At 72.4% G+C, this 23628-nt stretch carries 20 protein-coding genes; 6 read left to right on the forward strand and 14 right to left on the reverse strand.

Going from position 1 to position 23628, the window contains the following annotated elements:
- Positions 1-89: 89 nt before the first annotated feature.
- From C1708_RS15030 to bldG, 4 genes are all read right to left on the reverse strand, one after another.
- The gene (locus C1708_RS15030; RefSeq protein WP_106413160.1) at positions 90-680 is read right to left on the reverse strand and encodes a small secreted protein; all 591 of its coding nucleotides are present in this window, start codon (positions 678-680) and stop codon (positions 90-92) included.
- A 182-nt stretch (positions 681-862) separates the two neighbouring features.
- On the reverse strand, positions 863-3271 hold the full coding sequence (locus C1708_RS15035) for a sodium-translocating pyrophosphatase (RefSeq protein WP_106413161.1): 2409 nt from the start codon (positions 3269-3271) through the stop codon (positions 863-865).
- 321 nt (positions 3272-3592) lie between these two features.
- Positions 3593-4030 (reverse strand): ATP-binding protein, encoded by a 438-nt coding sequence (locus C1708_RS15040; RefSeq protein ID WP_106413162.1) that lies wholly within the window; start codon positions 4028-4030, stop codon positions 3593-3595.
- A gap of 110 nt (positions 4031-4140) precedes the next feature.
- On the reverse strand, positions 4141-4482 hold the full coding sequence (bldG, locus tag C1708_RS15045; RefSeq protein WP_006132569.1) for an anti-sigma factor antagonist BldG: 342 nt from the start codon (positions 4480-4482) through the stop codon (positions 4141-4143).
- Positions 4483-4561: 79 nt separating this feature from the next.
- Here bldG and C1708_RS15050 point away from each other — a divergent pair, with 79 nt between their 5' ends.
- Complete coding sequence (locus C1708_RS15050) at positions 4562-7192, forward strand: DEAD/DEAH box helicase (protein ID WP_241911256.1); 2631 nt, start codon at positions 4562-4564, stop codon at positions 7190-7192.
- Here the strand turns inward: C1708_RS15050 and C1708_RS15055 are convergent.
- From C1708_RS15055 to ssd, 7 genes are all read right to left on the reverse strand, one after another.
- On the reverse strand, positions 7128-7508 hold the full coding sequence (locus C1708_RS15055) for an Rv3654c family TadE-like protein (protein WP_106413164.1): 381 nt from the start codon (positions 7506-7508) through the stop codon (positions 7128-7130). The genes C1708_RS15050 and C1708_RS15055 overlap by 65 nt on opposite strands.
- Entirely contained in the window at positions 7505-7885 is a 381-nt protein-coding gene (locus C1708_RS15060; RefSeq protein ID WP_106413165.1) for a TadE family type IV pilus minor pilin, read from the reverse strand. Before C1708_RS15060 ends, C1708_RS15055 begins: the two co-directional genes overlap by 4 nt.
- Positions 7872-8081: a DUF4244 domain-containing protein gene (locus tag C1708_RS15065; RefSeq protein WP_106416311.1), complete on the reverse strand. Its 210-nt coding sequence runs from the start codon at positions 8079-8081 to the stop codon at positions 7872-7874. The genes C1708_RS15060 and C1708_RS15065 overlap by 14 nt, the downstream gene beginning before the upstream one ends.
- Positions 8082-8219: 138 nt before the next feature.
- Entirely contained in the window at positions 8220-9002 is a 783-nt protein-coding gene (locus C1708_RS15070; RefSeq protein WP_106413166.1) for a type II secretion system F family protein, read from the reverse strand.
- Positions 8999-9865, reverse strand: coding sequence for a type II secretion system F family protein (locus C1708_RS15075; protein ID WP_106413167.1), 867 nt, complete (start codon positions 9863-9865; stop codon positions 8999-9001). Before C1708_RS15075 ends, C1708_RS15070 begins: the two co-directional genes overlap by 4 nt.
- Positions 9862-11079 carry a TadA family conjugal transfer-associated ATPase gene (locus C1708_RS15080; RefSeq protein WP_241911257.1) on the reverse strand — a complete coding sequence of 406 codons (1218 nt, stop codon included), beginning with the start codon at positions 11077-11079 and terminating at the stop codon, positions 9862-9864. The genes C1708_RS15075 and C1708_RS15080 overlap by 4 nt, the downstream gene beginning before the upstream one ends.
- Complete coding sequence (gene ssd / locus C1708_RS15085) at positions 11076-12176, reverse strand: septum site-determining protein Ssd (protein WP_106413169.1); 1101 nt, start codon at positions 12174-12176, stop codon at positions 11076-11078. Before ssd ends, C1708_RS15080 begins: the two co-directional genes overlap by 4 nt.
- Positions 12177-12752: 576 nt before the next feature.
- Between ssd and C1708_RS15090 the strand changes: the two genes are divergently transcribed.
- Positions 12753-13586 (forward strand): HAD family hydrolase, encoded by an 834-nt coding sequence (locus tag C1708_RS15090; RefSeq protein WP_106413170.1) that lies wholly within the window; start codon positions 12753-12755, stop codon positions 13584-13586.
- Between the two features lie 408 nt (positions 13587-13994).
- On the opposite strand, the gene C1708_RS15095 is transcribed toward C1708_RS15090, so the two are convergent.
- On the reverse strand, positions 13995-14819 hold the full coding sequence (locus tag C1708_RS15095) for a Fic family protein (protein ID WP_106413171.1): 825 nt from the start codon (positions 14817-14819) through the stop codon (positions 13995-13997).
- Positions 14820-14920: 101 nt separating this feature from the next.
- Here C1708_RS15095 and C1708_RS15100 point away from each other — a divergent pair, with 101 nt between their 5' ends.
- Positions 14921-15901: an ATP-binding protein gene (locus C1708_RS15100; protein WP_106413172.1), complete on the forward strand. Its 981-nt coding sequence runs from the start codon at positions 14921-14923 to the stop codon at positions 15899-15901.
- Positions 15902-15904: 3 nt separating this feature from the next.
- On the opposite strand, the gene C1708_RS15105 is transcribed toward C1708_RS15100, so the two are convergent.
- On the reverse strand, positions 15905-17176 hold the full coding sequence (locus C1708_RS15105; protein ID WP_106413173.1) for a polysaccharide deacetylase family protein: 1272 nt from the start codon (positions 17174-17176) through the stop codon (positions 15905-15907).
- A gap of 330 nt (positions 17177-17506) precedes the next feature.
- Here C1708_RS15105 and C1708_RS15110 point away from each other — a divergent pair, with 330 nt between their 5' ends.
- Positions 17507-19939, forward strand: a complete 2433-nt coding sequence (locus C1708_RS15110; protein ID WP_106413174.1) for a SulP family inorganic anion transporter — start codon at positions 17507-17509, stop codon at positions 19937-19939.
- A 196-nt stretch (positions 19940-20135) separates the two neighbouring features.
- A complete protein-coding gene (acs, locus tag C1708_RS15115; protein ID WP_106413175.1) occupies positions 20136-22091 on the forward strand; it encodes an acetate--CoA ligase in 1956 nt (651 codons plus the stop codon).
- A gap of 334 nt (positions 22092-22425) precedes the next feature.
- On the opposite strand, the gene C1708_RS15120 is transcribed toward acs, so the two are convergent.
- Entirely contained in the window at positions 22426-22893 is a 468-nt protein-coding gene (locus C1708_RS15120; RefSeq protein ID WP_106413176.1) for a hypothetical protein, read from the reverse strand.
- Positions 22894-23018: 125 nt separating this feature from the next.
- Between C1708_RS15120 and C1708_RS15125 the strand changes: the two genes are divergently transcribed.
- Positions 23019-23336: a hypothetical protein gene (locus C1708_RS15125; protein WP_106413177.1), complete on the forward strand. Its 318-nt coding sequence runs from the start codon at positions 23019-23021 to the stop codon at positions 23334-23336.
- Positions 23337-23628 lie beyond the last annotated feature (292 nt).

The following is a 23628-nucleotide window of genomic DNA, read 5'->3' on the forward strand; positions in this document are numbered from 1 at the left end:
GCCCGCGCGCCGCGAGCCACCAGCCGCCCGGCTGCCCGACGCGTCACGAACCGCCGCCAGCCCGGCTGCCCGCGCGCCGCGAGCCGGCGTCAGCTCTTGGTCGCCCCGGCCGACGCGGTGGTGGTCTGGCAGCTGGCCTGCCGGGACATGGCCTCGCCGACCTTGCCCTCCTCCAGCGTGCTGAGAGCGTCGCTGCCGCTCTTGCTCAGCTTGTCCAGCTCGGCCGCGATGTCCTTCAGACCGTCGGCGAAGTCCGCCTGGTCCTTGGTGTTGAGGCCGTCGACCTGCTTCCTCAGGGAGGCGTAGGACGCGGAGATGCTGTTGAGCTCCTTCACGGCGTCCTGCTGCTTCTGCTCGCCCTTCTCGACGTCGGGCGCGCCGGCCTTGTTCACCGCCGCGCCGATGGCCTTGTAGGCGTCGGACATGTCCTGGAAGGCCTTCGAGTCGGCCCGCTGGACGGCCTCGGGCGTGCTGTTGTCCGAGGTCTCCTTCTGGATGGCGGTGTTGGCCGCCTTGATCTTGGCGGCCTGCGGCTGCACCGCGTCGCAGACCTCCTTCGCCCAGGCGTCCAGCTTCTCGTCGCTGTCGTCGCCGCCGCATCCCGTCAGCGCCAGTACCAGTACCGCACCGCCGGACAGCGCGGCCGCGAGCTTCTTGTTCACCGGATTGGTCCCTTCCATGGCCTTCGGCCCCGGAACATACACGCCGGATGGCCTACACCCACGGGCCGAACGTCCGGTAAGAGACTTTTTGCAGCCATTTGCACCAGACGAGACAAGGGTCACGGGCTGGAAACCGCGCGGACGGGCAGCGCGCCAATCCGCGCCGCCCGCCCGCACCTTGACCCGGTGTCCGGCGTGCGTTACCGGGAAACCACCGCCGGGTCCGGCGAGTTGGACCTCGGCTCCGCGTCGCCCTCGTCGTCCACGGCGATCCCGCGCCGCTTGGACACGTACACCGCGGCGACGATGACCAGCGCCGAGACGGCCGCGATCAGCACCCTCATCCCCACGCTCCTGTCCGCGCCGTAGGAGAACTCGATGACCGCGGGCGCGATGAGCAGCGCCACCAGGTTCATCACCTTCAGCAGGGGGTTGATCGCGGGTCCCGCGGTGTCCTTGAAGGGGTCGCCGACCGTGTCACCGATGACGGTGGCCGCGTGGGCCTCGCTGCCCTTGCCGCCGTGGTTGCCGTCCTCGACGAGCTTCTTCGCGTTGTCCCACGCGCCGCCGGAGTTGGCGAGGAACACCGCCATCAGCGTGCCCGCGCCGATCGCGCCGGCGAGGAAGGCGCCCAGCGCGCCCACACCGAGCGTGAACCCGATGAAGATGGGCGCCATCACGGCGAGCAGTCCGGGGGTGGCGAGCTCCCGCAGGGCGTCCCTGGTGCAGATGTCGACGACCTTGCCGTACTCGGGCTTCTCGCTGTAGTCCATGATCCCGGGCTTCTCCCGGAACTGCCGCCGCACCTCGTAGACCACCGAGCCCGCCGACCGCGACACGGCGTTGATCGCCAGCCCCGAGAAGAGGAAGACGACCGCCGCGCCGGCGATCAGGCCGACGAGGTTGTTGGGCTGCGAGATGTCCATCAGCAGGGTCAGGGGCGCGCCCTCGCCGCTGAGCCGTTCGCCCACGTCCCGCGCGCCGGTGGTGATGGCGTCCCGGTACGAGCCGAACAGCGCCGCCGCCGCGAGCACGGCCGTGGCGATGGCGATGCCCTTGGTGATCGCCTTGGTGGTGTTGCCGACCGCGTCCAGGTCGGTGAGCACCTGCGCGCCCGCGCCCTCGACGTCACCGGACATCTCGGCGATGCCCTGCGCGTTGTCGGAGACCGGGCCGAAGGTGTCCATCGCGACGATCACACCGACCGTGGTGAGCAGACCGGTGCCGGCCAGGGCCACCGCGAACAGCGCCAGCATGATCGACGTGCCGCCGAGCAGGAACGCCCCGTACACGCCGAGGCCGATCAGCAGGGCGGTGTAGACGGCCGACTCGAGCCCCACGGAGATGCCGGCGAGGACCACGGTGGCCGGGCCGGTCAGCGAGGTCTTCCCGATGTCCCGCACGGGGCGCCGGGTGGTCTCGGTGAAGTAGCCGGTGAGCTGCTGGATCAGCGCGGCGAGCACGATGCCGATGGCCACCGCGACCAGCGCGAGGACCCGCGGGTCGCCGCCCTTCCCCAGGATCGCCTCGTCGGTCACCCCGTCGAGGCCGGCGTACGACGACGGCAGGTAGACGAACACCGCGATCGCGACCAGGGCGAGCGAGATCACCGCGGAGATGAAGAACCCGCGGTTGATCGCGCTCATGCCGCTGCGGTCGGCGCGCCTCGGCGCCACCGCGAAGATGCCGATCATCGCGGTGATCACACCGATCGCGGGGACCAGCAGCGGAAGCGCCAGCCCCGCGTCGCCGAAGGCCGCCGACCCGAGGATCAGCGCGGCCACCAGCGTCACCGCGTACGACTCGAAGAGGTCGGCCGCCATGCCCGCGCAGTCGCCGACGTTGTCGCCCACGTTGTCGGCGATGGTCGCGGCATTGCGCGGATCGTCCTCCGGAATGCCCTGCTCGACCTTGCCGACCAGGTCGGCGCCGACGTCGGCGGCCTTGGTGAAGATGCCGCCGCCGACCCGCATGAACATCGCGATCAGCGCGGCCCCGAGGCCGAAGCCCTCGAGCACCTTCGGCGCGTCGGCCGCGTACACCAGCACGACACAGGCGGCGCCGAGCAGGCCCAGCCCCACCGTGAACATGCCGACCACACCGCCCGTACGGAAAGCGATCTTCATCGCCTTGTGTGAAACGGCGGTGAGATCCCTTTCCGGCTCGCCCTCGGCCGGAGTGGCTTCCCGGGCCGCGGCTGCGACCCGGACATTGCTGCGCACGGCGAGCCACATGCCGATATATCCGGTGGCCGCCGAGAACGCCGCTCCGATCAAGAAGAACACCGACCGACCGGCACGCTGGTTCCAGTCGTCCGCGGGCAGCAGCATGAGCAGGAAGAACACCACGACGGCGAATACGCCGAGCGTGCGCAGCTGGCGGGCCAGATAGGCGTTGGCGCCCTCCTGGACCGCGGCCGCGATCTTCTTCATGCTGTCGGTGCCCTCGCCGGCCGCGAGCACCTGGCGCACCAGGACCGCCGCGACCGCCAGCGCCGCCAGGGCCACGATGCCGATGGTCACCACGAGCACGCGGTTCTCGTCGGTCAGCACGGCGGCTGCGAGGGATGTGGGTTGGCCCGACTCGTATGAGATGGAAAGCCCCGCCATTCGTCCTCCTTGACGCTTGGGCTGAGCTCAAGATGTGGACGGGATTGTAGGTACCGGAACCTGATCAAAACAGACCGCGAGAAATGTAAATGGCGCGCACGCCCTCTTCACCATTGATCTCCGGTCACCGGTCGGCCGGACATCGGTAATGCCTTTGAGGCATTCTCGTGGTCGCATTTTTCTGGGCACGGAGGATCGTGAACGAATTCACGCGATCAACCGCTGGGAACCACTGTAAGCGCGCTCTCCGGCACCCGCACATGCCGAAGGGCCCCCATGCGGGGGGCCCTTCGGAAAACGGTCGGCGTACGGGTGAACCGGTCAGGTGAACTGCGCGGCCGGCGGCGTGGTGGGCCACCTCATGCGGATCGATCCGCCGCTCTCCCCGGCACTGACCTCGACGTCGTCGACGAGGCCGCTGATGACCGCGAGGCCCATCTCGTCCTCCTCGGTCTCCAGCTCCGCGTCGCCGAGCACGTCCCCGGCCGCGCGGGCGCTGACGGGAGCGTGCGGGGCCTGGTCGCCGACCTCGATGGAGAACTGCTTCTCCTCCTCGATCAGCAGCACCTTCACCGGCGCCGAGATGCCGACGTGCTGGTGCAGCCCGACGGCCCGGGTGCAGGCCTCGCCGACGGCGAGCCTGACCTCGTCGAGGACGGCCTCGTCCACTCCGGCCCTGCGCGCCACCGCCGCCGCCACGAGCCGGGCGGTCCGGACGTGCTCGGGCAGCGCGCTGAAGCGGAGTTCGACGGTGGCCATGCATCCCCCTCGCGACTACGGACGTGCGGTGAAGAGGCCGGGCCGCCGAACGCCCGGCCCCCTTCGGTGTCTCTCGTGCTGCCCGGGCGCGAGAGCCCGGGAGCGGGCGGTCAGTCGGTCGCCGCCACCGCTTCCTCGACCGAGGTGTGGATCGGGAACACCTTGGTGAGGCCGGTGATGCGGAAGATCTTCAGAATGCGCTCCTGGTTGCAGACCAGGCGCAGCGAGCCCTCGTGGGCTCGCACCCGCTTCAGGCCGCCGACCAGCACGCCGAGACCGGTGGAGTCGAGGAAGTCCACGCCTTCCATGTCGACGACAAGGTGGAAACTGCCGTCGTTCACCAGCTCGACCAGCTGCTCGCGCAGCTTGGGCGCGGTATATACGTCGATTTCGCCACCGACCCTGACGATCGTGCGATCGCCCACGGTCTCGGTCGACAGGGACAGGTCCACGGATCCTCCAGCACCTAGCTATCGAGCGGTCGCCCTTGGGACATCTCGGCTCAGCCCCCGGGACGGTTCGCCAGCCGCCATGGCATTCAATCACTTACCGGCAGGCGTGCACGACGCCTTGGCCCCATTGTCCGTCACGCCAGTGACACACTCGGTGCCGATGGCCAAGAATCACCGATCCGATCGACCCTCGACGGACACGCGATCCGGGACCGCCGCGCCGGGCGACGTCCTGGACCGGCTCGCGTCCGGACCGAGCCGGGCTTCGCGCATTACTCATACGGAGCACTTGCCCCCGCGTGAGGGCCGCCATGCCGTCTGGCCGGACCGGATCCGCGCGGAGGTGATCGCCGCCGTGCAGGCCGCGGGAATCGAACACCCCTGGGCCCACCAGGCACGGGCCGCCGAGCACGCCCTGGACGGCGAGTCCGTGGTGGTCGCCACCGGCACGGCCTCCGGCAAGTCCCTGTCCTACCTCGTGCCCGTGCTGTCCACCCTGCTGGACGGCGCCGAGGCCCCGAACGGCAGGGGCGCCACCGCCCTCTACCTCGCCCCCACGAAGGCCCTCGCCGCGGACCAGTGCCGGTCTGTGAAGGAACTTTCACAGTCACTGGGCCATTCGGTGCGCGCGGCGGTCCACGACGGCGACACTCCGTTCGAAGAACGCGAATGGATCCGCCAGTACGCCAACTACGTGCTGACCAACCCCGACATGCTGCACCGCGGCATCCTGCCGTCCCATCCCCGCTGGTCCTCCTTCCTCAAGGCGCTCAAGTACGTCGTGATCGACGAGTGCCACACCTACCGGGGCGTGTTCGGCTCGCACGTCGCCCAGGTGGTGCGCCGGCTGCGGCGGCTGTGCGCCCGCTACGGCGCGTCGCCGGTGTTCCTGCTGGCCTCGGCGACCGCGGCCGAGCCGGCCGTCGCGGCACGCCGCCTCACCGGCCTGCCGGTCGTCGAGGTGGCGGACGACGCCTCACCCCGCGGTGAACTGGTGTTCGCCCTGTGGGAGCCGCCGCTGACCGAGCTGCACGGCGAGAAGGGCGCCCCCGTCCGCCGCACCGCCACCGCCGAGGCCGCCGACCTGCTGACCGACCTCACCGTGCAGGGCGTCCGCTCGGTCGCCTTCGTCCGCTCCCGGCGCGGCGCCGAACTGATCTCCGTGATCGCCCAGGAGCGTCTCTCCGAGGTCGACCGCTCCCTGGTCCGGCGGGTCGCCGCCTACCGGGGCGGCTACCTCCCCGAGGAGCGCCGCGCCCTCGAACGCGCCCTGCACTCCGGCGAACTCCTGGGCCTCGCCGCCACCAACGCCCTGGAACTCGGCATGGACGTCTCCGGCCTGGACGCCGTCGTCATCGCCGGTTACCCGGGCACCCGCGCCTCCCTGTGGCAGCAGGCAGGCCGCGCGGGACGCTCCGGGCAGGGCGCGCTCGCCGTGCTGGTGGCCCGCGACGACCCGCTGGACACCTTCCTCGTCCACCACCCCGAGGCACTCTTCGACCGGCCCGTCGAGTCGACCGTCCTCGACCCCGACAACCCTTACGTCCTCGCCCCGCACCTGTGCGCGGCGGCCGAGGAACTGCCCCTCACGGAGGACGACCTCGCCCTCTTCGGCCCCGCCGCCGAGGAGCTGCTGCCACAGCTGGAGGCCGCGAAGCTGCTGCGCCGCCGGACGCGGGCCTGGCACTGGACCCGCCGCGAACGGGCCGCCGACCTCACCGACATCCGCGGGGAGGGCGGCCGCCCGGTCCAGGTCGTCGAGGCGGGGACGGGCCGGCTGCTGGGCACGGTCGACGCGGGCGCGGCGCACACCAGCGTCCACGAGGGCGCGGTCCACCTGCACCAGGGCCGCACCTACGTCGTCCGCTCCCTGGACCTGGAGGACTCCGTCGCCCTGGTCGAGCGGGCGAACCCCTCCTACACGACCGTGGCCCGGGACACGACGTCCATCTCCGTGCTGGAGACGGACACCGAGATCCCCTGGGGCGACGGACGCCTGTGCTTCGGCTCCGTCGAGGTCACCAACCAGGTGGTCTCCTTCCTGCGGCGGCGGGTCATCACCGGCGAAGTGCTCGGCGAGACAAAACTCGACCTCCCTCCTCGTACGCTGCGCACCCGTGCCGTGTGGTGGACGGTCACCGAGGACCAGCTGGACCGGGCCCGGATCGCCCCGGAGATCCTCGGCGGCGCCCTGCACGCCGCCGAGCACGCGTCGATCGGCATGCTGCCGCTGTTCGCGACCTGCGACCGCTGGGACATCGGCGGCGTCTCGATCCCGCTGCACCCCGACACCCTGCTGCCCACGGTCTTCGTCTACGACGGCCACCCGGGCGGCGCGGGCTTCGCCGAACGCGCCTTCCGTACCGCCCGCTCCTGGCTCACGGCCACCCGCCAGGCCATCGCCTCCTGCGAGTGCGAGGCCGGCTGCCCCTCCTGCATCCAGTCCCCCAAGTGCGGCAACGGCAACGATCCCTTGCACAAGCGTGGCGCCGTGCGACTCCTGGACGTGCTGCTGGAGGGGGCCCCCGTGGAGAAGGCGGGGAAGGCGGGGAAGGCGGACGGGGCGGAGGAAGCTGAGACTGCGGAGGAAGCGGAGACCCCCGAGGGGGCCGGCGACCGGGAGGACGCGGGGGACGCCCACAAGGTCACCGGGACGAGCCGGGAACCGGCGGAGGCCGCATCGGATGCGCAGGCCCCGCCCGCGCCCTGACCTCCGCGGTGAACGGCCCCGTGCCGGACGCCACCGACACGTCCGACACCTCGCCGGTCATCACGCACCGCACCAGCCGCGCGCCCTGGGCCCGGGCCACCCGGTCCGCCCGCGCGCACGCCTGCGCCGCACCCCGCGTCCAGTGGTCCGCGGCGGCCAGCGCCGCCAGGTCCGCGCCTCCCGCCGCCCGGTGCCGGACCACCACGGCGTGCCCAAGAGCCAGCACGACCCCGAACACCACGCACAGCACGGCGACCGCACCGACGCTCCAGACGGACGCGGACCCCCGGTCCGGGCATGCGGGGGCGTCCTTCACGTCCCCCTCCCCACGCCCGCGGCCGCCACCGTCCCCTCCACCGCCGCGACGGCCTCCTCCCGCAGCTCGAAGGGCAGCCCTCGCAGCATCGGCGCCCTCGCCACGACGGTCACCCGGACCTGCTCGGCGTCCCGGCCGACCGTGACCCGCGCACCGGCCGGCGCGGCCTCCCGGGCCACCTCGACCACCGCGTCCGGGGGATCCTGGCGGGCCGCCGCCCGGGCGGCGGCCCGGGCGGCGTCCACGCACTGGATCTGTGCGGCCACCACCATCAGCGCCCAGACCAGCGCCGTCACGAACAGCACCAGCACGGGCAGCACCAGGGCCGACTCCGCCGTCACGAACCCACGGTCGCGCCACCTGTCACATCCGGCCATCGAGGGCCTGCTGCACGATGTTCCGCAGGGCCGTGCTGACCGGGGCGCTGTTGACCACCCGGTAGAGCACCACGGCGAACGCCACCGCCGCCACGATGCCCATCGCGTACTCCGAGGTCACCATCCCGGCGTCCCTCCCCGTCCCGCGCACCCTCGCCGTCAGGGCACGCAGCCGCGCCCGTACCACCCGATACATCCGAACCTCCATACGTGCCATGTCCTTGCCGTCCTCCGTCTTCGTGATCCGTCTTCGTGATCCGTCTTCGTCGTCCGCCTTCGTCGTCCGGCTCGGTCATCCGTCACCCGCGCCGGTCCCGCCGGTGTCCCGTCGCCCTCAGCCACCTCCTGCCAGCACCCCGCCCGCGAGCCCGATCACCACGGGCAGGACGCCGACGGCGATGAAGGCGGGCAGGAAGCACAGCCCTACCGGCGCGCTGATCAGGACCGCCGCCCGCCGGGCCCGCGCCGTCGCCGCGCGGGTCCACTCGGCCCGCGCCTCGGCGGCGAGCCGGCCCACCGGTGCGGCCAGCGGAAGTCCGGACACATCGGCCCGCTCCAGCAGCCGGGCCAGCGGGACCGCGCCGGGCAGGGCGGCCAGCCGGCGCCAGGCCTCGCCCGGCTCACCGCCGAGCCGTACCTCCGCGGCACCCCGCGCCAAGGCGTCCCCGACCGGGCCGCCCAGGGTCTCCCCGACAGCCTGTGCCGCCGGTACCGGGCCGGCACCGGCCGCGATGCAGGCGGACAGCAGGTCGGCGGCGAGCGGGAGTCGACGCGCCGCCTGTGCGATGTCGGGCCCCTTCGCCTGAGCGGCCGCCCGTGTCCGCCGGTGCCAGCGCCACAGTCCGGCCGCCAGGAGCAGCCCCAGCCCCACGCCGCCGAGTCCGCCCACCGTCACCCACCCGGCGCCCGCGACCGCCACGTAGGGCAGCCGACCGCGCGCGGCCCGGAGCAGCGGGAGGTGCGTGCCGGTTCTCCTCCGCTGCCGGGCCGAGAGCGCGTCGAGCCGCCGCCGTGTCCGCCGCTCGCACCGGATGCGGTGCCACCACGCCCACGCCCCGACGAGCACGACCGCGATCCACGCGACCGTCCCCAGCCTGTGGACGACGTCACCGTTCACGCCGCCGCCTCCTGGGCGCCGCGCATGATCCTCAGCGCCCACCACAGGCCCAGCCCCTCCAGCACCCCGCCGGCCGCCAGACAGACCGATCCCGACGACGTGTGCAGCAGGACGTGCAGCGGATCGGCGCCCAGGGCCGCGCCCAGTGCCAGCCCCACCACGGGGAGCCCCGCGAGCATCACCGCCGTGGTACGGGCGCCGGACAACTGTGCGCGCAGGTCGGCCCGTTGGTCCCGCTCGGCGCGCAGTGCCGCTTCCAGCCGGTCGAGACCGTCCGCGAGGCCCGCGCCCTGGTCCACCGCCACGCGCCAGCACGCGGCGAGACCGCGCAGTCCTTCGGCGCCGGGCTGCCGGGCGGCCGCCGCGAGCGCGTCCGGCACGTCCCCGCCGAACCGCGCCGCCGCCAGCACGGCCGCCTGCATGTCACCGAGCCCTCCGGAGTCCCGGGCGGCCGGCAGCAACGCCTCTCCCGGCTGCCTCCCTGCCCGCAGCTCCCCGGCGAGCGCCCCGCACAACGCGATCACCGCGTCCGCGCGACCGTCCCGCTCCTTGCGTGCGGCGGCGGCCCGCCGCACCCTCCGCAGCGCGGGCACCCCGGCCGCCCCCGCGACGGCCGGCAGCACCGACGCCCCGAACACCGCCAGCACGACTCCGACGGCCAACGACGCCCACTCGACACGGAGCCGCCGCCGAAGCCGGTCCCCGGTCCGCAGCACGGCCCCTGGTCGCCCCGACGCTCCGCTGCCGTCCCCGGTGAGCGCCCGCACCCGCCTGGCCTCCGCGTGCCCGCCGCCGCCCAGCAGCCAGGCCGCGGCCCCCAGGCACGCCGCCGCGCCCATCGACGTCCCGGTCGCCCCGCTCATGCCCCGACCGCCTCTCGCCCGGCCCGGACCTCGTCGTCGTGCGCGGTACGCAGCAGGTGCCGCAGGCGCGGCCAGCCCGGCTGGGCGACGAAGGTCTCCGGTCCCCAGCACAGCGCCGGCGCCGTCCGCACCAGCCCCGAGGCGTCCCGCTCCAGCACGTGCACCTCGGCGATCCGGCGCCTGCCGCTCCGGTCCCGCACCAGATGCACCACCACCGACAAGGCCGCCGCGAGCTGGCTGTGCAGGGCGAACCGGTCCAGCCCCGCCGCCGTGCCGAGCGCCTCCAGCCGGGCGGGGACGTCACTCGCCGCGTTGGCGTGGACCGTGCCCGAGCCGCCTTCATGACCCGTGTTGAGGGCGGCGAGCAGATGCACCACCTCGGGGCCGCGCACCTCGCCCACGACCAGTCGGTCCGGTCTCATCCGCAGGGCCTGGCGCACCAGGTCCTCCAGGGTCACCAGTCCCGCGCCCTCCTGGTTGGCGGGCCGGGTCTCCAGCCGCACGACGTGGGGGTGGTCGGGCCGCAGCTCGGCCGAGTCCTCCGCCAGCACGATCCGCTCGTCCGGCCGGACCAGTCCCAGCAGGGCGCTGAGCAGGGTCGTCTTGCCCGTGCCCGTACCGCCGCTGACCAGGAAGGACAGCCGCGCCTCCATCAGGGCCCGCAGCACCCGGTCGCCGCCCGGCGGCACCGTCCCGGCCGCCACCAGTTCGTCGAGGGTGAAGGCACGCGGCCGTACCACCCGCAGGGACAGGCAGGTGCCGCCCACCGCGACCGGGGGCAGGACCGCGTGCAGCCGGGTCCCGTCGGGGAGCCGGGCGTCGGCCCAGGGCCGCGCGTCGTCCAGGCGCCGGCCGGCCACCGCGGCGAGCCGCTGCGCCAGGCGCCGGACGGACGGCTCGTCCGGGAACGAGACCGAGGTGAGCGTCAGGCCTCCGCCGCGGTCCACCCAGACCCGGTCCGGCGCCGACACCAGTACGTCGGTCACGGTCGGGTCGGACAGCAGCCGTTCCAGCGGTCCGCTGCCGACCAGCTCGGACCGCAACCGCTCGGCCGCGCCCAGCACTTCCGCGTCGCCGAGCACCCGGCCCTGTTCGCGCAGCGCCTGCGCCACCCGGGCCGGCGTCGGTTCGGCGCCGCTCTCGGCCAGCCACCGCCGCACCCCGTCGAGCAGACCGGGCGGCGTCCCCGCCCCGGTCATCTCAGTGCCGCTCATGCCGTCCTCGCCTCCGCCAGCGCGCGCTCCCAGAACTCCTTGCAGAAGCGGGCCAGCGGTCCCCGGCCCGACGCCCCCGGCGGCCGGCCCGTGTCGTACGGGCGCTGGAGGGCGGCCTCGACGGGCACGTCCCCGACGAGGGGCAGACCGAGCAGCCGGGCCACCTCGCGGTCGTCCAGGCCGGGTGCGTACGGTCCGCGGACGGCGACGCGCAGGTCGCGCAGGACCATGCCCACGGCAGAGGCGACGCGGCCGGCCGCCGCGACGGCCCGCAGCTCCGCGGGGACCACGAGGAGCCCGAGGTCGAGCTGGGCGAGGACTTCGGCGACACCTTCGTCGACACGTCTGGGCAGGTCGACCACGACGGTTCCGCCGCCGCGCCGGGCGGCGGCGAGCACCGCGCGCACGGCTCGGGGCGGCACCGAGAGGCAGTCGCCGCGGTCCCAGCTCAGCACCCGCAGCGCGTGCAGCTCCGGGAGCGACTCCTCCAGCGCCCCGCCGCCGACCCGGCCGTGCGACGAGGCGAAGGCGGGCCAGCGCAGCCCTTTGGCCGTCTCACCGCCGAGCGCCACGTCCAGTCCGCCGCCCAGCGGGTCGGCGTCCACCAGCAGCGTGCGCAGCCCCTCGCGGGCGGAGGTGACGGCGAGCGCGCACGCCAGGGTGGACGCTCCCGCTCCGCCCCGGCCGCCGATGACGCCGACGGTCAGGGCGGGCCGTCCGACGCCCTCGGCCACGTCGGCGATGCGGTCGACGAGCCACTGCTCCCCGTCGGGCAGCATCAGCACGTGGTCGGCGCCGATCTCGACGGCCCGCCGCCAGACGCCGGGGTCGTCCTGGTCGCGGCCGACCAGCACCACCCCCGGTCTGCGGGGTGCGCCGCGGGCCCGCCGGGCGGCGTCGTCGCCGACCAGGACCAGGGGCGCGGCCTCCCAGCTGCCGCGCGGTCCGGGCAGTCCGTGGTGGACCTCCGGTGTGGCGCCGGCGGCCGCGCACAGCCGCAGCAGGTCGTCGAGGAGTCCGGTGTCCTCGGTGACGATCAGCGGTGCGCCCGGCCGGTTCCCTCCGGGCGGCGGGTCGTGTGTGACGGTTCCGGTCATGTCGTCCCCAGTGCTCCCTACCTCGCGCGGCCCTCGGGCCCCGCCGATTCCAGGTGTGGGCAGACCGCGCTGCGGCCTCCCGCGGACCGGCCGGCGAAAACCGGCCGTACGCGTCCCGGCACAACGGAAGCGGGTGTGAACTCGCGGCGATGCGGGTCGCGTGGGAATGACAGTGCAGCGATCCCGGAAATCGTGGGGATCTTGGTGGAAAACTGTGGACGGGGCGATGACTGTGGATATCGCGGCCACCCATACCGGTGAAACCGTCCTGGCTTCTGTGCGATGACCGCAGAGCAGTCCAGCCGCTACCCTCCGTCATTAGTCGCGCGCATGACAATCACGCGGCTCACGCGAACACACGCGAGCGCGAGAGGGGAAGAAGAGGCGAAAATGCGTCCGGACATGCGACGACCCCCGCCGGGGGGGAGAGCGGGGGTCGTCCCCACGGCCGACTCGGGGGGGGAGGAGTCGGACCGGGTTAGCACGGTCGCGAACGATCCGTGACTTCCATGGTGTACCCGAGGGCCCCCTCAGGCAAACCCACGCGCCACACCTTACGCCGAATGGGCTGCGCCTATGCTCAAGGACGTGGAGAACCACTTGTTGCCTCGCACGGCCGCCTTCTTCGACCTGGACAAGACGGTCATTGCGAAGTCGAGCACACTCACCTTCAGCAAGTCCTTCTACCAAGGCGGACTGATCAACCGCAGGGCCGTCCTGCGGACCGCGTACTCCCAGTTCGTGTTCCTCGCCGGCGGCGCGGATCACGACCAGATGGAGCGCATGCGGAAGTACCTGTCCGCACTGTGCCGCGGCTGGAACGTCCAGCAGGTCAAGGAGATCGTCGCCGAGACCCTGCACGACCTGATCGACCCGATCATCTACGACGAGGCCGCCACGCTCATCGAGCAGCACCACACCGCGGGCCGGGACGTCGTGATCGTGTCGACCTCGGGCGCCGAGGTGGTCGAGCCGATCGGCGAACTGCTGGGCGCCGACCGGGTCGTGGCCACCCGCATGGTGGTGGGCGACGACGGCTGCTTCACCGGCGAGGTGGAGTACTACGCCTACGGTCCGACCAAGGCGGAGGCGGTCCGGGAACTGGCCGCGTCCGAGGGCTACGACCTGGCCCGCTGCTACGCCTACAGCGACTCGGTGACCGACATCCCGATGCTGGAGGCAGTCGGCCATCCGCACGCCGTGAACCCGGACCGCGCACTGCGCCGGGAGGCGCTGGCGCGTGAGTGGCCGATCCTCGATTTCCACCGTCCGGTGCGGCTGAAGCAGCGGTTCCCGGCGTTCTCCGTTCCGCCGCGTCCCGCCCTTGTCGCGGCGGCCGCGATAGGTGCGGCGGCGGCCACCGCGGGTCTTGTCTGGTACGCGGGCAGGCGCCGCGCGACGGTTGCCTGAACGTACTTTTTGTCGCCGCGCGTCCCGCTCAGGGACGCGTTCGCCATTTCTGCGTCCGTTTACTGCTTGTTTGAACCAAAAAGTAAAGGAACGCGGCCAGGACTTCCCCTCTCCGGGAAGCCGGAGTACAAAGGAGTTGACGGCCCGCGAGACCAAGGACGTCCGAGAGGACGAGCCTCAGAACGCTTTAGGCCCCACGGACCGAGCATGAAAACCGCGCACCCACGCGACGTCGACCCGTCGATTACGGGCCAGCCGCACCAGGGGACGGGCAAAGAACCCGACCTGATGGGCACATATCGAGGACGCTTGGTAACGCGGTGGACATGCCAGCGGCGGTACGAGTACTCGTACCGCCGCATCTCCGTGCAAGGCCCGCACTCCGGCCCGCGCCGCCCTTTCCGCCGGTCAGGCGGCTCCGCGCTGGAGCGCCTCGCACACCGCCGTCGACTCGCGCGCGCCCAGTTCGACCGCGCGCCCGCAGTGGGCGATCCAGGCGGCCATGCCTTCGGGCGTGCCGGACATGTAGCCCTCCAGCGCCTTCAGATAGGCGTCCTGCCCCAGCTCGGCGTGTCCGACCTCGGCGGGGCACACCGACTTCGGGTCGAGTCCGCTGCCGACCAGGACGATCCGCTCGGCCGTACGCGCGACCAGGCCGTTGTGGGACGTGAAGGGACGCAGCGCCAGCAGCTCGCCGTGCACCACGGCGGCCGTGACCAGCGCCGGCGCCGAACCGCCCGCGATGACGACCCCGGCCAGCCCCTCCAGGCGGCCGTGCATCTCCCCGGCACCCGGCAGGGGCAGGTCGATCAGGGGCTCGTCGACCGGTTCGCCCGCCTGCCGGGGCCGGCCCACCTGCTCGGCCTTGTCGGCCGCGGCGACCAGGTGCAGCCGCGCCAGCACCCGCAGCGGCGACTGCCGCCAGATCGACAGCAACTGGCCCGCCTCGGCGGTCAGCCGCAGCGCCGCGCCCACGGTGCGCGCCTCGTCGTCACCGCTGAAGTCGCTGCGCCGCCGCACCTCCTCCAGGGCCCAGTCCGCGCCGGACAGCGCCGCCGAACCCCGGGCGCCGCGCAGGGCCGCCTCGGAAGTGATCTCGTTGCTGCGCCGCCGCATGACCCGGTGCCCGTAGACCCGGTCCACGGCCTTGCGCACGGACTCCACGGAGTCGGCCACACCGGGCAGGTTGCCCAGTGCCGCGAGGGGATCGGCGGTCGCGCCCGTCGTACTCATGAGTACGACCCTACGCACCCCGGACGCCCGCCCCACGATGGAGTGGTCTTCTTCACACCCTCCCGTGACGCACAGATATCGATCCACTACTCTTCGTGAACATGAAAATTGCTTTCGTTGGGAAGGGCGGGAGCGGAAAGACGACCCTGTCCTCCCTGTTCATCCGCCATCTCGCGGCCGAGGGCGCCCCGGTCGTCGCCGTCGACGCCGACATCAACCAGCACCTCGGGGCCGCGCTGGGCCTGGACGAGACCGAGGCCGCCGCCCTCCCCGCGATGGGCGAGCACCTCCGCCTGATCAAGGACTACCTGCGCGGCAGCAACCCGCGCATCGCGTCCGCCGACACGATGATCAAGACGACCCCGCCCGGCGAGGGCTCCCGGCTGCTGCGGGTGCAGGAGGACAACCCGCTCTACGACGCGTGCGCCCGCCCGGTGGGCCTGGAGGGCGGTGCCGTCCGTCTGATGGTCACCGGTCCCTTCACCGACGCCGACCTGGGAGTGGCCTGCTATCACTCCAAGACGGGAGCCGTGGAGCTCTGTCTGAACCACCTGGTGGACGGCCCCGACGAGTACGTCGTGGTCGACATGACGGCCGGATCGGACTCCTTCGCCTCCGGCATGTTCACCCGCTTCGACATGACGTTCCTCGTCGCCGAGCCGACCCGGAAGGGCGTCTCCGTCTACCGCCAGTACAAGGAGTACGCCCGCGACTTCGGCGTGGCGCTCAAGGTCGTCGGCAACAAGGTGCAGGGGCCGGACGACGTCGGCTTCCTCCGCGCGGAGGCCGGGGACGACCTGCTGGTGACCGTGGGCCACTCGGACTGGGTCCGGGCCATGGAGAAGGGCCGCCCGCCCCGCTTCCACAGCCTGGAGGAGTCCAACCGGCTCGCCCTGCGCGCGCTGCGCGCCGCCGCTGACGCGACGTACGAACAGCGGGACTGGGAGCGGTACACGCGCCAGATGGTGCACTTCCACCTCAAGAACGCCCAGTCGTGGGGGAACGAGCGCACCGGGGCCGACCTGGCGGCGCAGGTCGACCCCGGCTTCGTGCTCGGCGAGAGCGTCACCGCCGGCGCCTGAGCCTCACCCCTTCGGCGCGGAGGAACCCGGCGCGCCCTTGGGGGCCGGGGCGGGGCCGGAGGCCAGGAAGGTCTTCCAGCCCTCCTTCGGGGCCTCGCCGACGCCCAGCGAGCGCAGCTTCTCCAGGACCGCCGGGTCCTGCGCGTCCAGCCAGTCCGCCAGCTGCCGGAAGGAGACGCACCGTACCTGGGACTTGGTGCACACCGCTTCGATGACCTCCTCGACGGCGCGCATGTAGGTGCCGCCGTTCCAGGACTCGAAGTGGTTGCCGATGATCAGGGGCGCCCTGTTGCCGTTGTAGGCGCGCTCGAAGCCCTGGAGCAGGCCGTCCCGCATCTGGTCGCCCCACATCTCGTGCTTGGCGGGGTCACCCTGGGTGGTGGCGCCGGACTGGTTGACCATGAAGTTGTAGTCCATGGTGAGCTGCTCGAAGGAGTGGCCGGGGAAGGGCACGAGCTGCATCGACAGGTCCCACAGCCCGTCCTTCTTCTGGGGCCAGACCTGGTTGTTGACGCCGCTGGTGTCGTAGCGGAAACCCAGGTCCCGGGCGGCCTTCATGAAGTTCTTCTGCCCTTCCAGGCAGGGTGTGCGGGCCCCGATGAGCTCCTTGTCGTAGTCGAAGGGCAGCGGGGCCTCGTTCTTCATGCCGGTGTTGGTCTTCCAGGTCTTCACGAACTGCTTGGCCTGGGCGATCTCCTCCTTCCACTCCTGCACCGACCACTCCCCGACCCCGCCGCCGCTGCCGCAGAAGTGGCCGTTGAAGTGGGTGCCGATCTCGTTGCCCTCGAGCCAGGCCAGCCGCAGCTGCTTCACGGTGTCGGCGATGCCCTGCTGGTCGTTGAAGCCGATGTCGGAGCGGCCCGGCGAGTGCTGTGGCGGGTGGTACAGGTCGCGCTTCTCCTCCGGAAGGAGGTACACACCGCTCAGGAAGTACGTCATGGTCGCGTCGTTCTCCCTGGCGACCTTGCGGAAGTGGGAGAACAGCTTCTGGCTGTCCTCGCCCGCGCCGTCCCAGGAGAACACCACGAACTGCGGCGGCTTCTCGCCGGGCTTCAGCCGTTCGGGCTTCGGCAGGTGCGGCTGGGCGCCGGTGTACGCGGTGGAGCCGTCGCCGATCAGCCGGACGACGTTCTTCGGCGCGGGGGCCGGCTGCGCCTTCTCCTGTTCCGGCCCGTCCTGCCCGCCGCCCTCGGCGCCGGTCCCGCAGCCGGCGAGCGCGGCGAGGCAGACCGCGGTGATCACGGTGCCGGCGGCGATCCTGGGGGTGGCGGCCATTCGCCCACCTTCTTCCTTCTCTCGGGCAGAGCTCGACGAGGCGTTGTGTGGTGCTGCGCCGGTCCATGCCGACCGCGCCGTCAACGTCGCACGGAAAGAAGAAGTGGATTAATACGACAAGCCGACGAAATGGCCACTTCACCCCTCGGGGTGATACCTGCCGCCATTTGCCCGGAAAGTCTATGCCGGTCCTTTACTCGCAATTACGATCTGTTTACCGAGAGTTGCTTCATCCCGCCGTTCTGGGGCCGTGCCCCACGGCCGCGACCGCTTGGCCCGAGCGGGCCCCACTGTCACGCGACCGCGCAGACCCGAAGGAGACGGGAATCCATGTCAGCCTGCGTTCCCGCCGGCACCACCGACTCGGCGCACACCGAGCAAGCCCATCCACCGCACAGCCCGCCGCCCGGCCGTCGCCGCCGGCGCTTCCGCGTCGCGGGCGCCGACCTCTCGGCCGCCGTCGCGGTCTTCCTCATCGCCCTCCCCCTGTCGCTCGGCATCGCCCTCGCCACCGGCGCGCCCCTCCAGGCCGGCCTCGTCGCCGCGGCCGTGGGCGGGATCGTCGCCGGACGGCTCGGCGGCTCTCCACTTCAGGTGAGCGGCCCGGCGGCGGGACTCACGGTCGTCACCGCCGACCTCATCCACCAGTACGGATGGCGCACCACCTGCGCCATCACCGTCCTCGCCGGCCTCGCCCAGCTCGGGCTCGGCTGTCTGCGCGTGGCGCGCGGCGCCCTCGCCGTGAGTCCCGCGATCGTGCACGGCATGCTCGCCGGGATCGGCGTCACCATCGCCGTCGCCCAGGTGCACATCGTCCTCGGGGGCGAGCCGCAGAGCTCCGTGCCCGACAACCTCCGCGCCCTGCCCGCCCAGTTGGCGCGTCTCGACCCCGCCGCCCTCACAGTGAGCGTGCTGACCCTGGCCGCCCTGGTCCTCTGGCCCCGGCTGCCCGGCCGCGCCGGACACCTGCTGCGGCGGGTGCCGACCGCCCTCGTCGCCGTCGCCGGCACCACCGCGGTCGCCGCGGCGGCCGGACTGGCGCTGCCCGTGGTGGACCTGCCCTCCTGGCGCAGTCACGCCCTGGCCGGGCTGCCCGAAGGCCCCGTGCTCGGCCTCGTCGCGGCCGTGCTGACCACGACGCTGGTGTGCAGCGTGCAGTCGCTGCTCGGCGCGGTGGCCGTGGACAAGCTGGCGTCCGCCCGCCCCGGCGCGCGGACCGTCATCCGCTCCGACCTGGACCGGGAGCTGCTCGGGCAGGGCACGGCCAACATCGTCTCCGGCTCCCTCGGCGGCCTGCCGGTGGCCGGGGTCGCCGTCCGCAGCACGGCGAACGTCCACGCGGGCGCCGTCAGCCGGAACTCCACGATGATCCACGGCGTCCTGGTGGTGGCGGCCGCACTGCTCCTGGTCCCGCTGCTGGAGCTGATCCCGCTCGCCTCGCTCGCCACCCTGGTCATGGCCGTCGGCATCCGGATGGTGTCCCTGCACCACATCCGTACGGTGACCCGCCACCGCGAGGTCCTGGTCTACGTCGTCACCGCCCTCGGCGTGATCTCCTTCGGCGTGCTGGAGGGCGTTGCGCTCGGCATCGCCGTGGCTGTCGGCGTGGCCCTGCACCGGCTCACCCGCACCCGGATCGCCCACACGGAGGACAGCGGCGTCCATCACGTCCATGTGCGCGGACAGCTGACGTTCCTCGCGGTGCCCAGGCTGAGCCGGGCGTTGCATCTGGTGCCCCAAGGCGCCGACGCGGTGGTGACGTTGGACGGCTCCTTCATGGACCACGCGGCGTACGAGGCGCTGCAGGACTGGCAGAGCACGCACACCGCGCGGGGCGGCACCGTGGAGATCACGGGCCGGCACTCCGGGGTCCGGATCGCCGAGCCCGGGTCCCTCGCCCCCGGACCGGCATCCGGCGCGGAGTCCTCCGGGACCGCCGGCGACTGCCGTTGCCGCCCCTGGACGGCCTGGCGCAACCACCAGTGCGACCGGCCCGCGCCCGGCCCCGAGGCCGAGCCGGACGCGACGGCCGTGAGCGGCGCAGCACAGCAGCCCGCCGGTCCCGGCGCCCCGCCCCGCAGGCGCACCCCGGGCAGCCGTCAACTCGTCCGCGGACTGAGCACGTTCCAGCGCAGAACGGCGCCCCTGGTGCGCGACGAGCTGGCCCGGCTGGCGCGAGAAGGGCAGCGGCCCTCGCAGCTGTTCCTGACCTGCGCGGACTCCCGTGTGGTCACCTCGATGATCACCTCCAGCGGCCCCGGCGACCTCTTCGTGGTGCGCAACGTCGGCAATCTCGTGCCGCCGCCCGGCGCGGAGAGCGGCGACGACTCGGTGGCCGCCGCCATCGAGTACGCCGTCGACGTACTGGCGGTGCGGTCGATCACGGTGTGCGGCCACTCCGGATGCGGCGCCATGCAGGCCCTGCTCGGCTCCCGCCCCGCCTCACCGGCCGCCACGCCGCTCGGACGCTGGCTGCGGCACGGCGGGCCGAGCCTGGAGCGGCTGCACGACACCGGCACGCCCGCGCCCCGCCTGGCCGGGCGGGCCCCCGCCGACGACATCGAGCAGCTCTGCCTGACCAACGTGGTCCAGCAGCTGGAGCATCTGCGCGCCCACGAACCGGTCGCCCGCGCCCTGAAGGAAGGGGCCCTCGAACTGCACGGGCTGTACTTCCACGTGGGTGAGGCCCAGGCGTATCTGCTCACCGAACAGGAGGGGGAAAGGGTCTTCGACCGGGTACGCGAGGTGGACCTGGCGGTGTGAGGCGCACCCGCGTGTGAGAGGCGTTACACCTCTTGAACCGGGACGCCTCCCGCCCCGTGGGAAGGAGTGTCGGGCTCCAGCGCGACACGACCACAACAGGTCTAAACCATTTTCCCGTCGACCCTTGTCAGCGTGCCCCCAGGTCTGATGAGCTGTGGCTTGGGACACAACGGACACCCTGGGAAAGGCAGATGCCGTGAGCAATGAAAGCCTGGCCAACCTTCTGAAGGAGGAGCGACGTTTCGCGCCCCCCGCCGACCTGGCCGCGAACGCCAACGTCACCGCGGAGGCGTATGAACAGGCCAAGGCTGACCGGCTCGGCTTCTGGGCCGAGCAGGCCCGTCGGCTGACCTGGGCCAAGGAGCCCACCGAGACGCTCGACTGGTCGAACCCGCCGTTCGCCAAGTGGTTCCAGGACGGCGAGCTCAACGTCGCCTACAACTGCGTCGACCGGCACGTGGAGGCCGGGCACGGGGACCGGGTCGCGATCCACTTCGAGGGCGAGCCGGGCGACAGCCGCACCCTCACCTACGCCCAGCTCAAGGACGAGGTGTCCAAGGCCGCCAACGCCCTCCTGGAGCTCGGGGTCCGCAAGGGCGACCGGGTCGCCGTCTACATGCCGATGATCCCGGAGACCGCCGTCGCGATGCTGGCCTGCGCCCGCATCGGCGCCGCGCACTCCGTGGTCTTCGGCGGCTTCTCGGCGGACGCGCTCGCCACCCGCATCCAGGACGCCGACGCGCGGGTCGTCATCACGGCCGACGGCGGCTACCGGCGCGGCAAGCCGTCCGCCCTGAAGCCGGCCGTGGACGAGGCCGTCAGCCGGGTGGAGAGCGTCGAGCACGTCCTCGTCGTCCGCCGCACCGGCCAGGACGTCGCCTGGACCGAGGGCCGCGACGTGTGGTGGCACGACGTGGTCGACCGGCAGAGCACGGAGCACACCCCGGAGGCGTTCGGGGCCGAGCACCCGCTGTTCATCCTCTACACCTCGGGCACCACGGGTAAGCCGAAGGGCATCCTGCACACCTCCGGCGGCTACCTGACCCAGATCGCGTACACGCACTGGGCGGTGTTCGACCTCAAGCCGGAGACCGACGTCTACTGGTGCACGGCCGACGTCGGCTGGGTCACCGGGCACTCGTACATCGTCTACGGGCCGCTCGCCAACGGCGCCACCCAGGTCATGTACGAGGGCACCCCGGACACGCCCCACCAGGGCCGCTTCTGGGAGATCGTGCAGAAGTACGGCGTGACGATCCTCTACACGGCGCCCACCGCGATCCGGACGTTCATGAAGTGGGGCGACGACATCCCCGCGAAGTTCGACCTGTCGTCGCTGCGGGTGCTCGGCTCCGTCGGCGAGCCGATCAACCCCGAGGCGTGGATCTGGTACCGCAAGAACATCGGCGCCGACCGCACCCCGGTCGTCGACACGTGGTGGCAGACCGAGACCGGCGGCATCATGGTCTCGCCGCTGCCGGGCGTGACCTCCGCCAAGCCGGGTTCCGCCCAGACCCCGCTGCCGGGCATCTCCGCCACGGTCGTGGACGACGAGGCGAACGAGGTGCCCGACGGCGGCGGTGGCTACCTGGTGCTGACCGAGCCGTGGCCGTCGATGCTGCGCACCATCTGGGGCGACGACCAGCGGTTCCTCGACACCTACTGGTCACGCTTCGAGGGCAAGTACTTCGCCGGTGACGGCGCGAAGAAGGACGACGACGGCGACATCTGGCTGCTCGGCCGGGTGGACGACGTGATGCTGGTGTCCGGCCACAACATCTCCACCACGGAGGTCGAGTCCGCGCTGGTCTCCCACCCTGCGGTCGCCGAGGCGGCCGTCGTGGGCGCGACCGACGAGACGACCGGCCAGGCGATCGTCGCCTTCGTGATCCTGCGCGGCACGGCGGCGGAGAGCGAGGACCTCGTCGGCGAGCTGCGCAACCACGTGGGCGCCACGCTCGGCCCGATCGCCAAGCCGAAGCGGATCCTGCCGGTGGCCGAGCTGCCGAAGACCCGCTCCGGCAAGATCATGCGCCGCCTGCTGCGGGACGTCGCGGAGAACCGCCAGCTCGGGGACGTCACCACGCTGACGGACTCCACGGTCATGGACCTCATCCAGGCGAAGCTGCCGGCCGCGCCGAGCGAGGACTAGAACGGCAGGCCTGCCACGGGCGGGTGTGTCGACGGCGGTGTCCCCGCCCCCGGGTCGCCCGCGACCCTCACCTACGGGGACACCGTCCGACACCCCGCCCGTCGCCGGTCCGCACCGCCATGCCCCGTCGCCGGTCCGCACCGCCATGCCCCGTCGCCGGTCCGCACCGCCATGCCCCGGCGTCGGTCGGCACCGTCACGCCGGCCGGGTGGCCGTGCGCGCCCGGCCACCCTGTGCACGCGGCCCGGCCCGCTCCCCGCGCTCCGCGACGCGTGTCCCTGCTCGAGGCGGCTCGTGTCCCCCGCTCGAGGCAGCGCGCGTCCCCGCCCGCCCCTTACGTGTCCCGGCGCTCGTCAGCGTTGCGGCGCAGGGTCGTCTTGCGCCGGGGCCGACGGATCAGGTCGTCGTCCTGGGGTTCACGAGGCACGTAGAAGAAACCTTCCTCCGTGTCGGGGTCGTAGTGGACGACGGCGTTCTCCTCCGCCAGCGTTCGTGTCCAGGACTCCAGTCGTCTGGCCGCGTTCCCGTCCAGGTCCATGCCCGCACGGCGCCGGCCCTCCACCCGCAGCATCGCCAGCGGGTACTGGTGCCGGTGCTCGGGTTTCACAGCCCAGGGGATCAGGTCGTCGTCCCGGGCGATACGCCTGCTCAGGCCCTTGCGGTACCGGAAGTTCCCCCACATGGAAGAGACGGTCTCGATCCCGTACTTCCTCCGGTACTCGTCGATCATCTGCTGGTAGGTCCACCCCTCCTCGAACCAGCGGATGACCTCACCCTCATCCACGATCTTGCGCTTCGGCACGGCCCCTCCTGCTTCCGTCGCACGGCCCTTCCCCGCCCCGCAACGACTCGGGTCACGGTATCCCGCACGCTCACCGGATCCTCACACCGGTAACCTGAGGGCGGTCATCACGGGCAGGGGCGGGTATGAAGATGCAGGTCATCGCGTGTGACGTGGACCGGCGGACACCTGCCGCCACCTACACGATCGCGTCGGCCGACGGCAGGACCCTCAAGACAGACCTGTGCGCCGTCTGCGCCCGCCCTCTGGAGGCGCTGCTCGGCGGCGCCGGGAAGCCCGCCGCTCCCCGGCCGGCCGCAGAGGAGACGACGCCCGGGAGGACGACCACCGCCCCGGCCGGGGCCGGGCAGGGACGCGCCGCCCGCGGACGGCGGCGCCTGCGCGTGACCACCCTGGAAGAGATCGAGGCGAGGAAGAGGGCCCTGGCCTCCGGGAAGGACTGAGGGCACGTCGGCCGTGCGTCTCGCCCTCAGGCCTCGGCCCCGCACTGTGAGGCGAGCCACGTCACACCGCTTCGCACCGCCTGGTCGCGGCCGGACGGCGGCACCCCGCCTGACACCGTTGCCGCAGGTCAGCGCGATTCCCCCCGCCTGCTTCACCCTCAGAGCCCCGGCGGCGCCCCCGCGCCCGGCTTCTCGATGCCGCTGGTGCGGCCCACGCACGCGTTGGCTAGGCTCAAGAGCACAACACGCTGTCTCATGGAGCGCCGGGAAGTCTGGTCGGCACGCGATTCGT

The sequence above is a fragment of the Streptomyces sp. DH-12 genome (assembly GCF_002899455.1).
GTDB lineage: Bacteria > Actinomycetota > Actinomycetes > Streptomycetales > Streptomycetaceae > Streptomyces.

Bases quoted from the DNA above. Each gene is read 5' to 3' on its own strand.
- C1708_RS15030 (WP_106413160.1), bottom strand. From the start codon at position 680: ATGGAAGGGACCAATCCGGTGAACAAGAAGCTCGCGGCCGCGCTGTCC.
- C1708_RS15035 (WP_106413161.1), bottom strand. From the start codon at position 3,271: ATGGCGGGGCTTTCCATCTCATACGAGTCGGGCCAACCCACATCCCTC.
- C1708_RS15040 (WP_106413162.1), bottom strand. From the start codon at position 4,030: ATGGCCACCGTCGAACTCCGCTTCAGCGCGCTGCCCGAGCACGTCCGG.
- C1708_RS15050 (WP_241911256.1), top strand. From the start codon at position 4,562: ATGGCATTCAATCACTTACCGGCAGGCGTGCACGACGCCTTGGCCCCA.
- C1708_RS15060 (WP_106413165.1), bottom strand. From the start codon at position 7,885: ATGGCCGGATGTGACAGGTGGCGCGACCGTGGGTTCGTGACGGCGGAG.
- C1708_RS15065 (WP_106416311.1), bottom strand. From the start codon at position 8,081: ATGTATCGGGTGGTACGGGCGCGGCTGCGTGCCCTGACGGCGAGGGTG.
- C1708_RS15075 (WP_106413167.1), bottom strand. From the start codon at position 9,865: ATGAGCGGGGCGACCGGGACGTCGATGGGCGCGGCGGCGTGCCTGGGG.
- C1708_RS15080 (WP_241911257.1), bottom strand. From the start codon at position 11,079: ATGAGCGGCACTGAGATGACCGGGGCGGGGACGCCGCCCGGTCTGCTC.
- ssd (WP_106413169.1), bottom strand. From the start codon at position 12,176: ATGACCGGAACCGTCACACACGACCCGCCGCCCGGAGGGAACCGGCCG.
- C1708_RS15090 (WP_106413170.1), top strand. From the start codon at position 12,753: ATGCTCAAGGACGTGGAGAACCACTTGTTGCCTCGCACGGCCGCCTTC.
- C1708_RS15095 (WP_106413171.1), bottom strand. From the start codon at position 14,819: ATGAGTACGACGGGCGCGACCGCCGATCCCCTCGCGGCACTGGGCAAC.
- C1708_RS15100 (WP_106413172.1), top strand. From the start codon at position 14,921: ATGAAAATTGCTTTCGTTGGGAAGGGCGGGAGCGGAAAGACGACCCTG.
- C1708_RS15105 (WP_106413173.1), bottom strand. From the start codon at position 17,176: ATGGCCGCCACCCCCAGGATCGCCGCCGGCACCGTGATCACCGCGGTC.
- C1708_RS15110 (WP_106413174.1), top strand. From the start codon at position 17,507: ATGTCAGCCTGCGTTCCCGCCGGCACCACCGACTCGGCGCACACCGAG.
- C1708_RS15125 (WP_106413177.1), top strand. From the start codon at position 23,019: ATGAAGATGCAGGTCATCGCGTGTGACGTGGACCGGCGGACACCTGCC.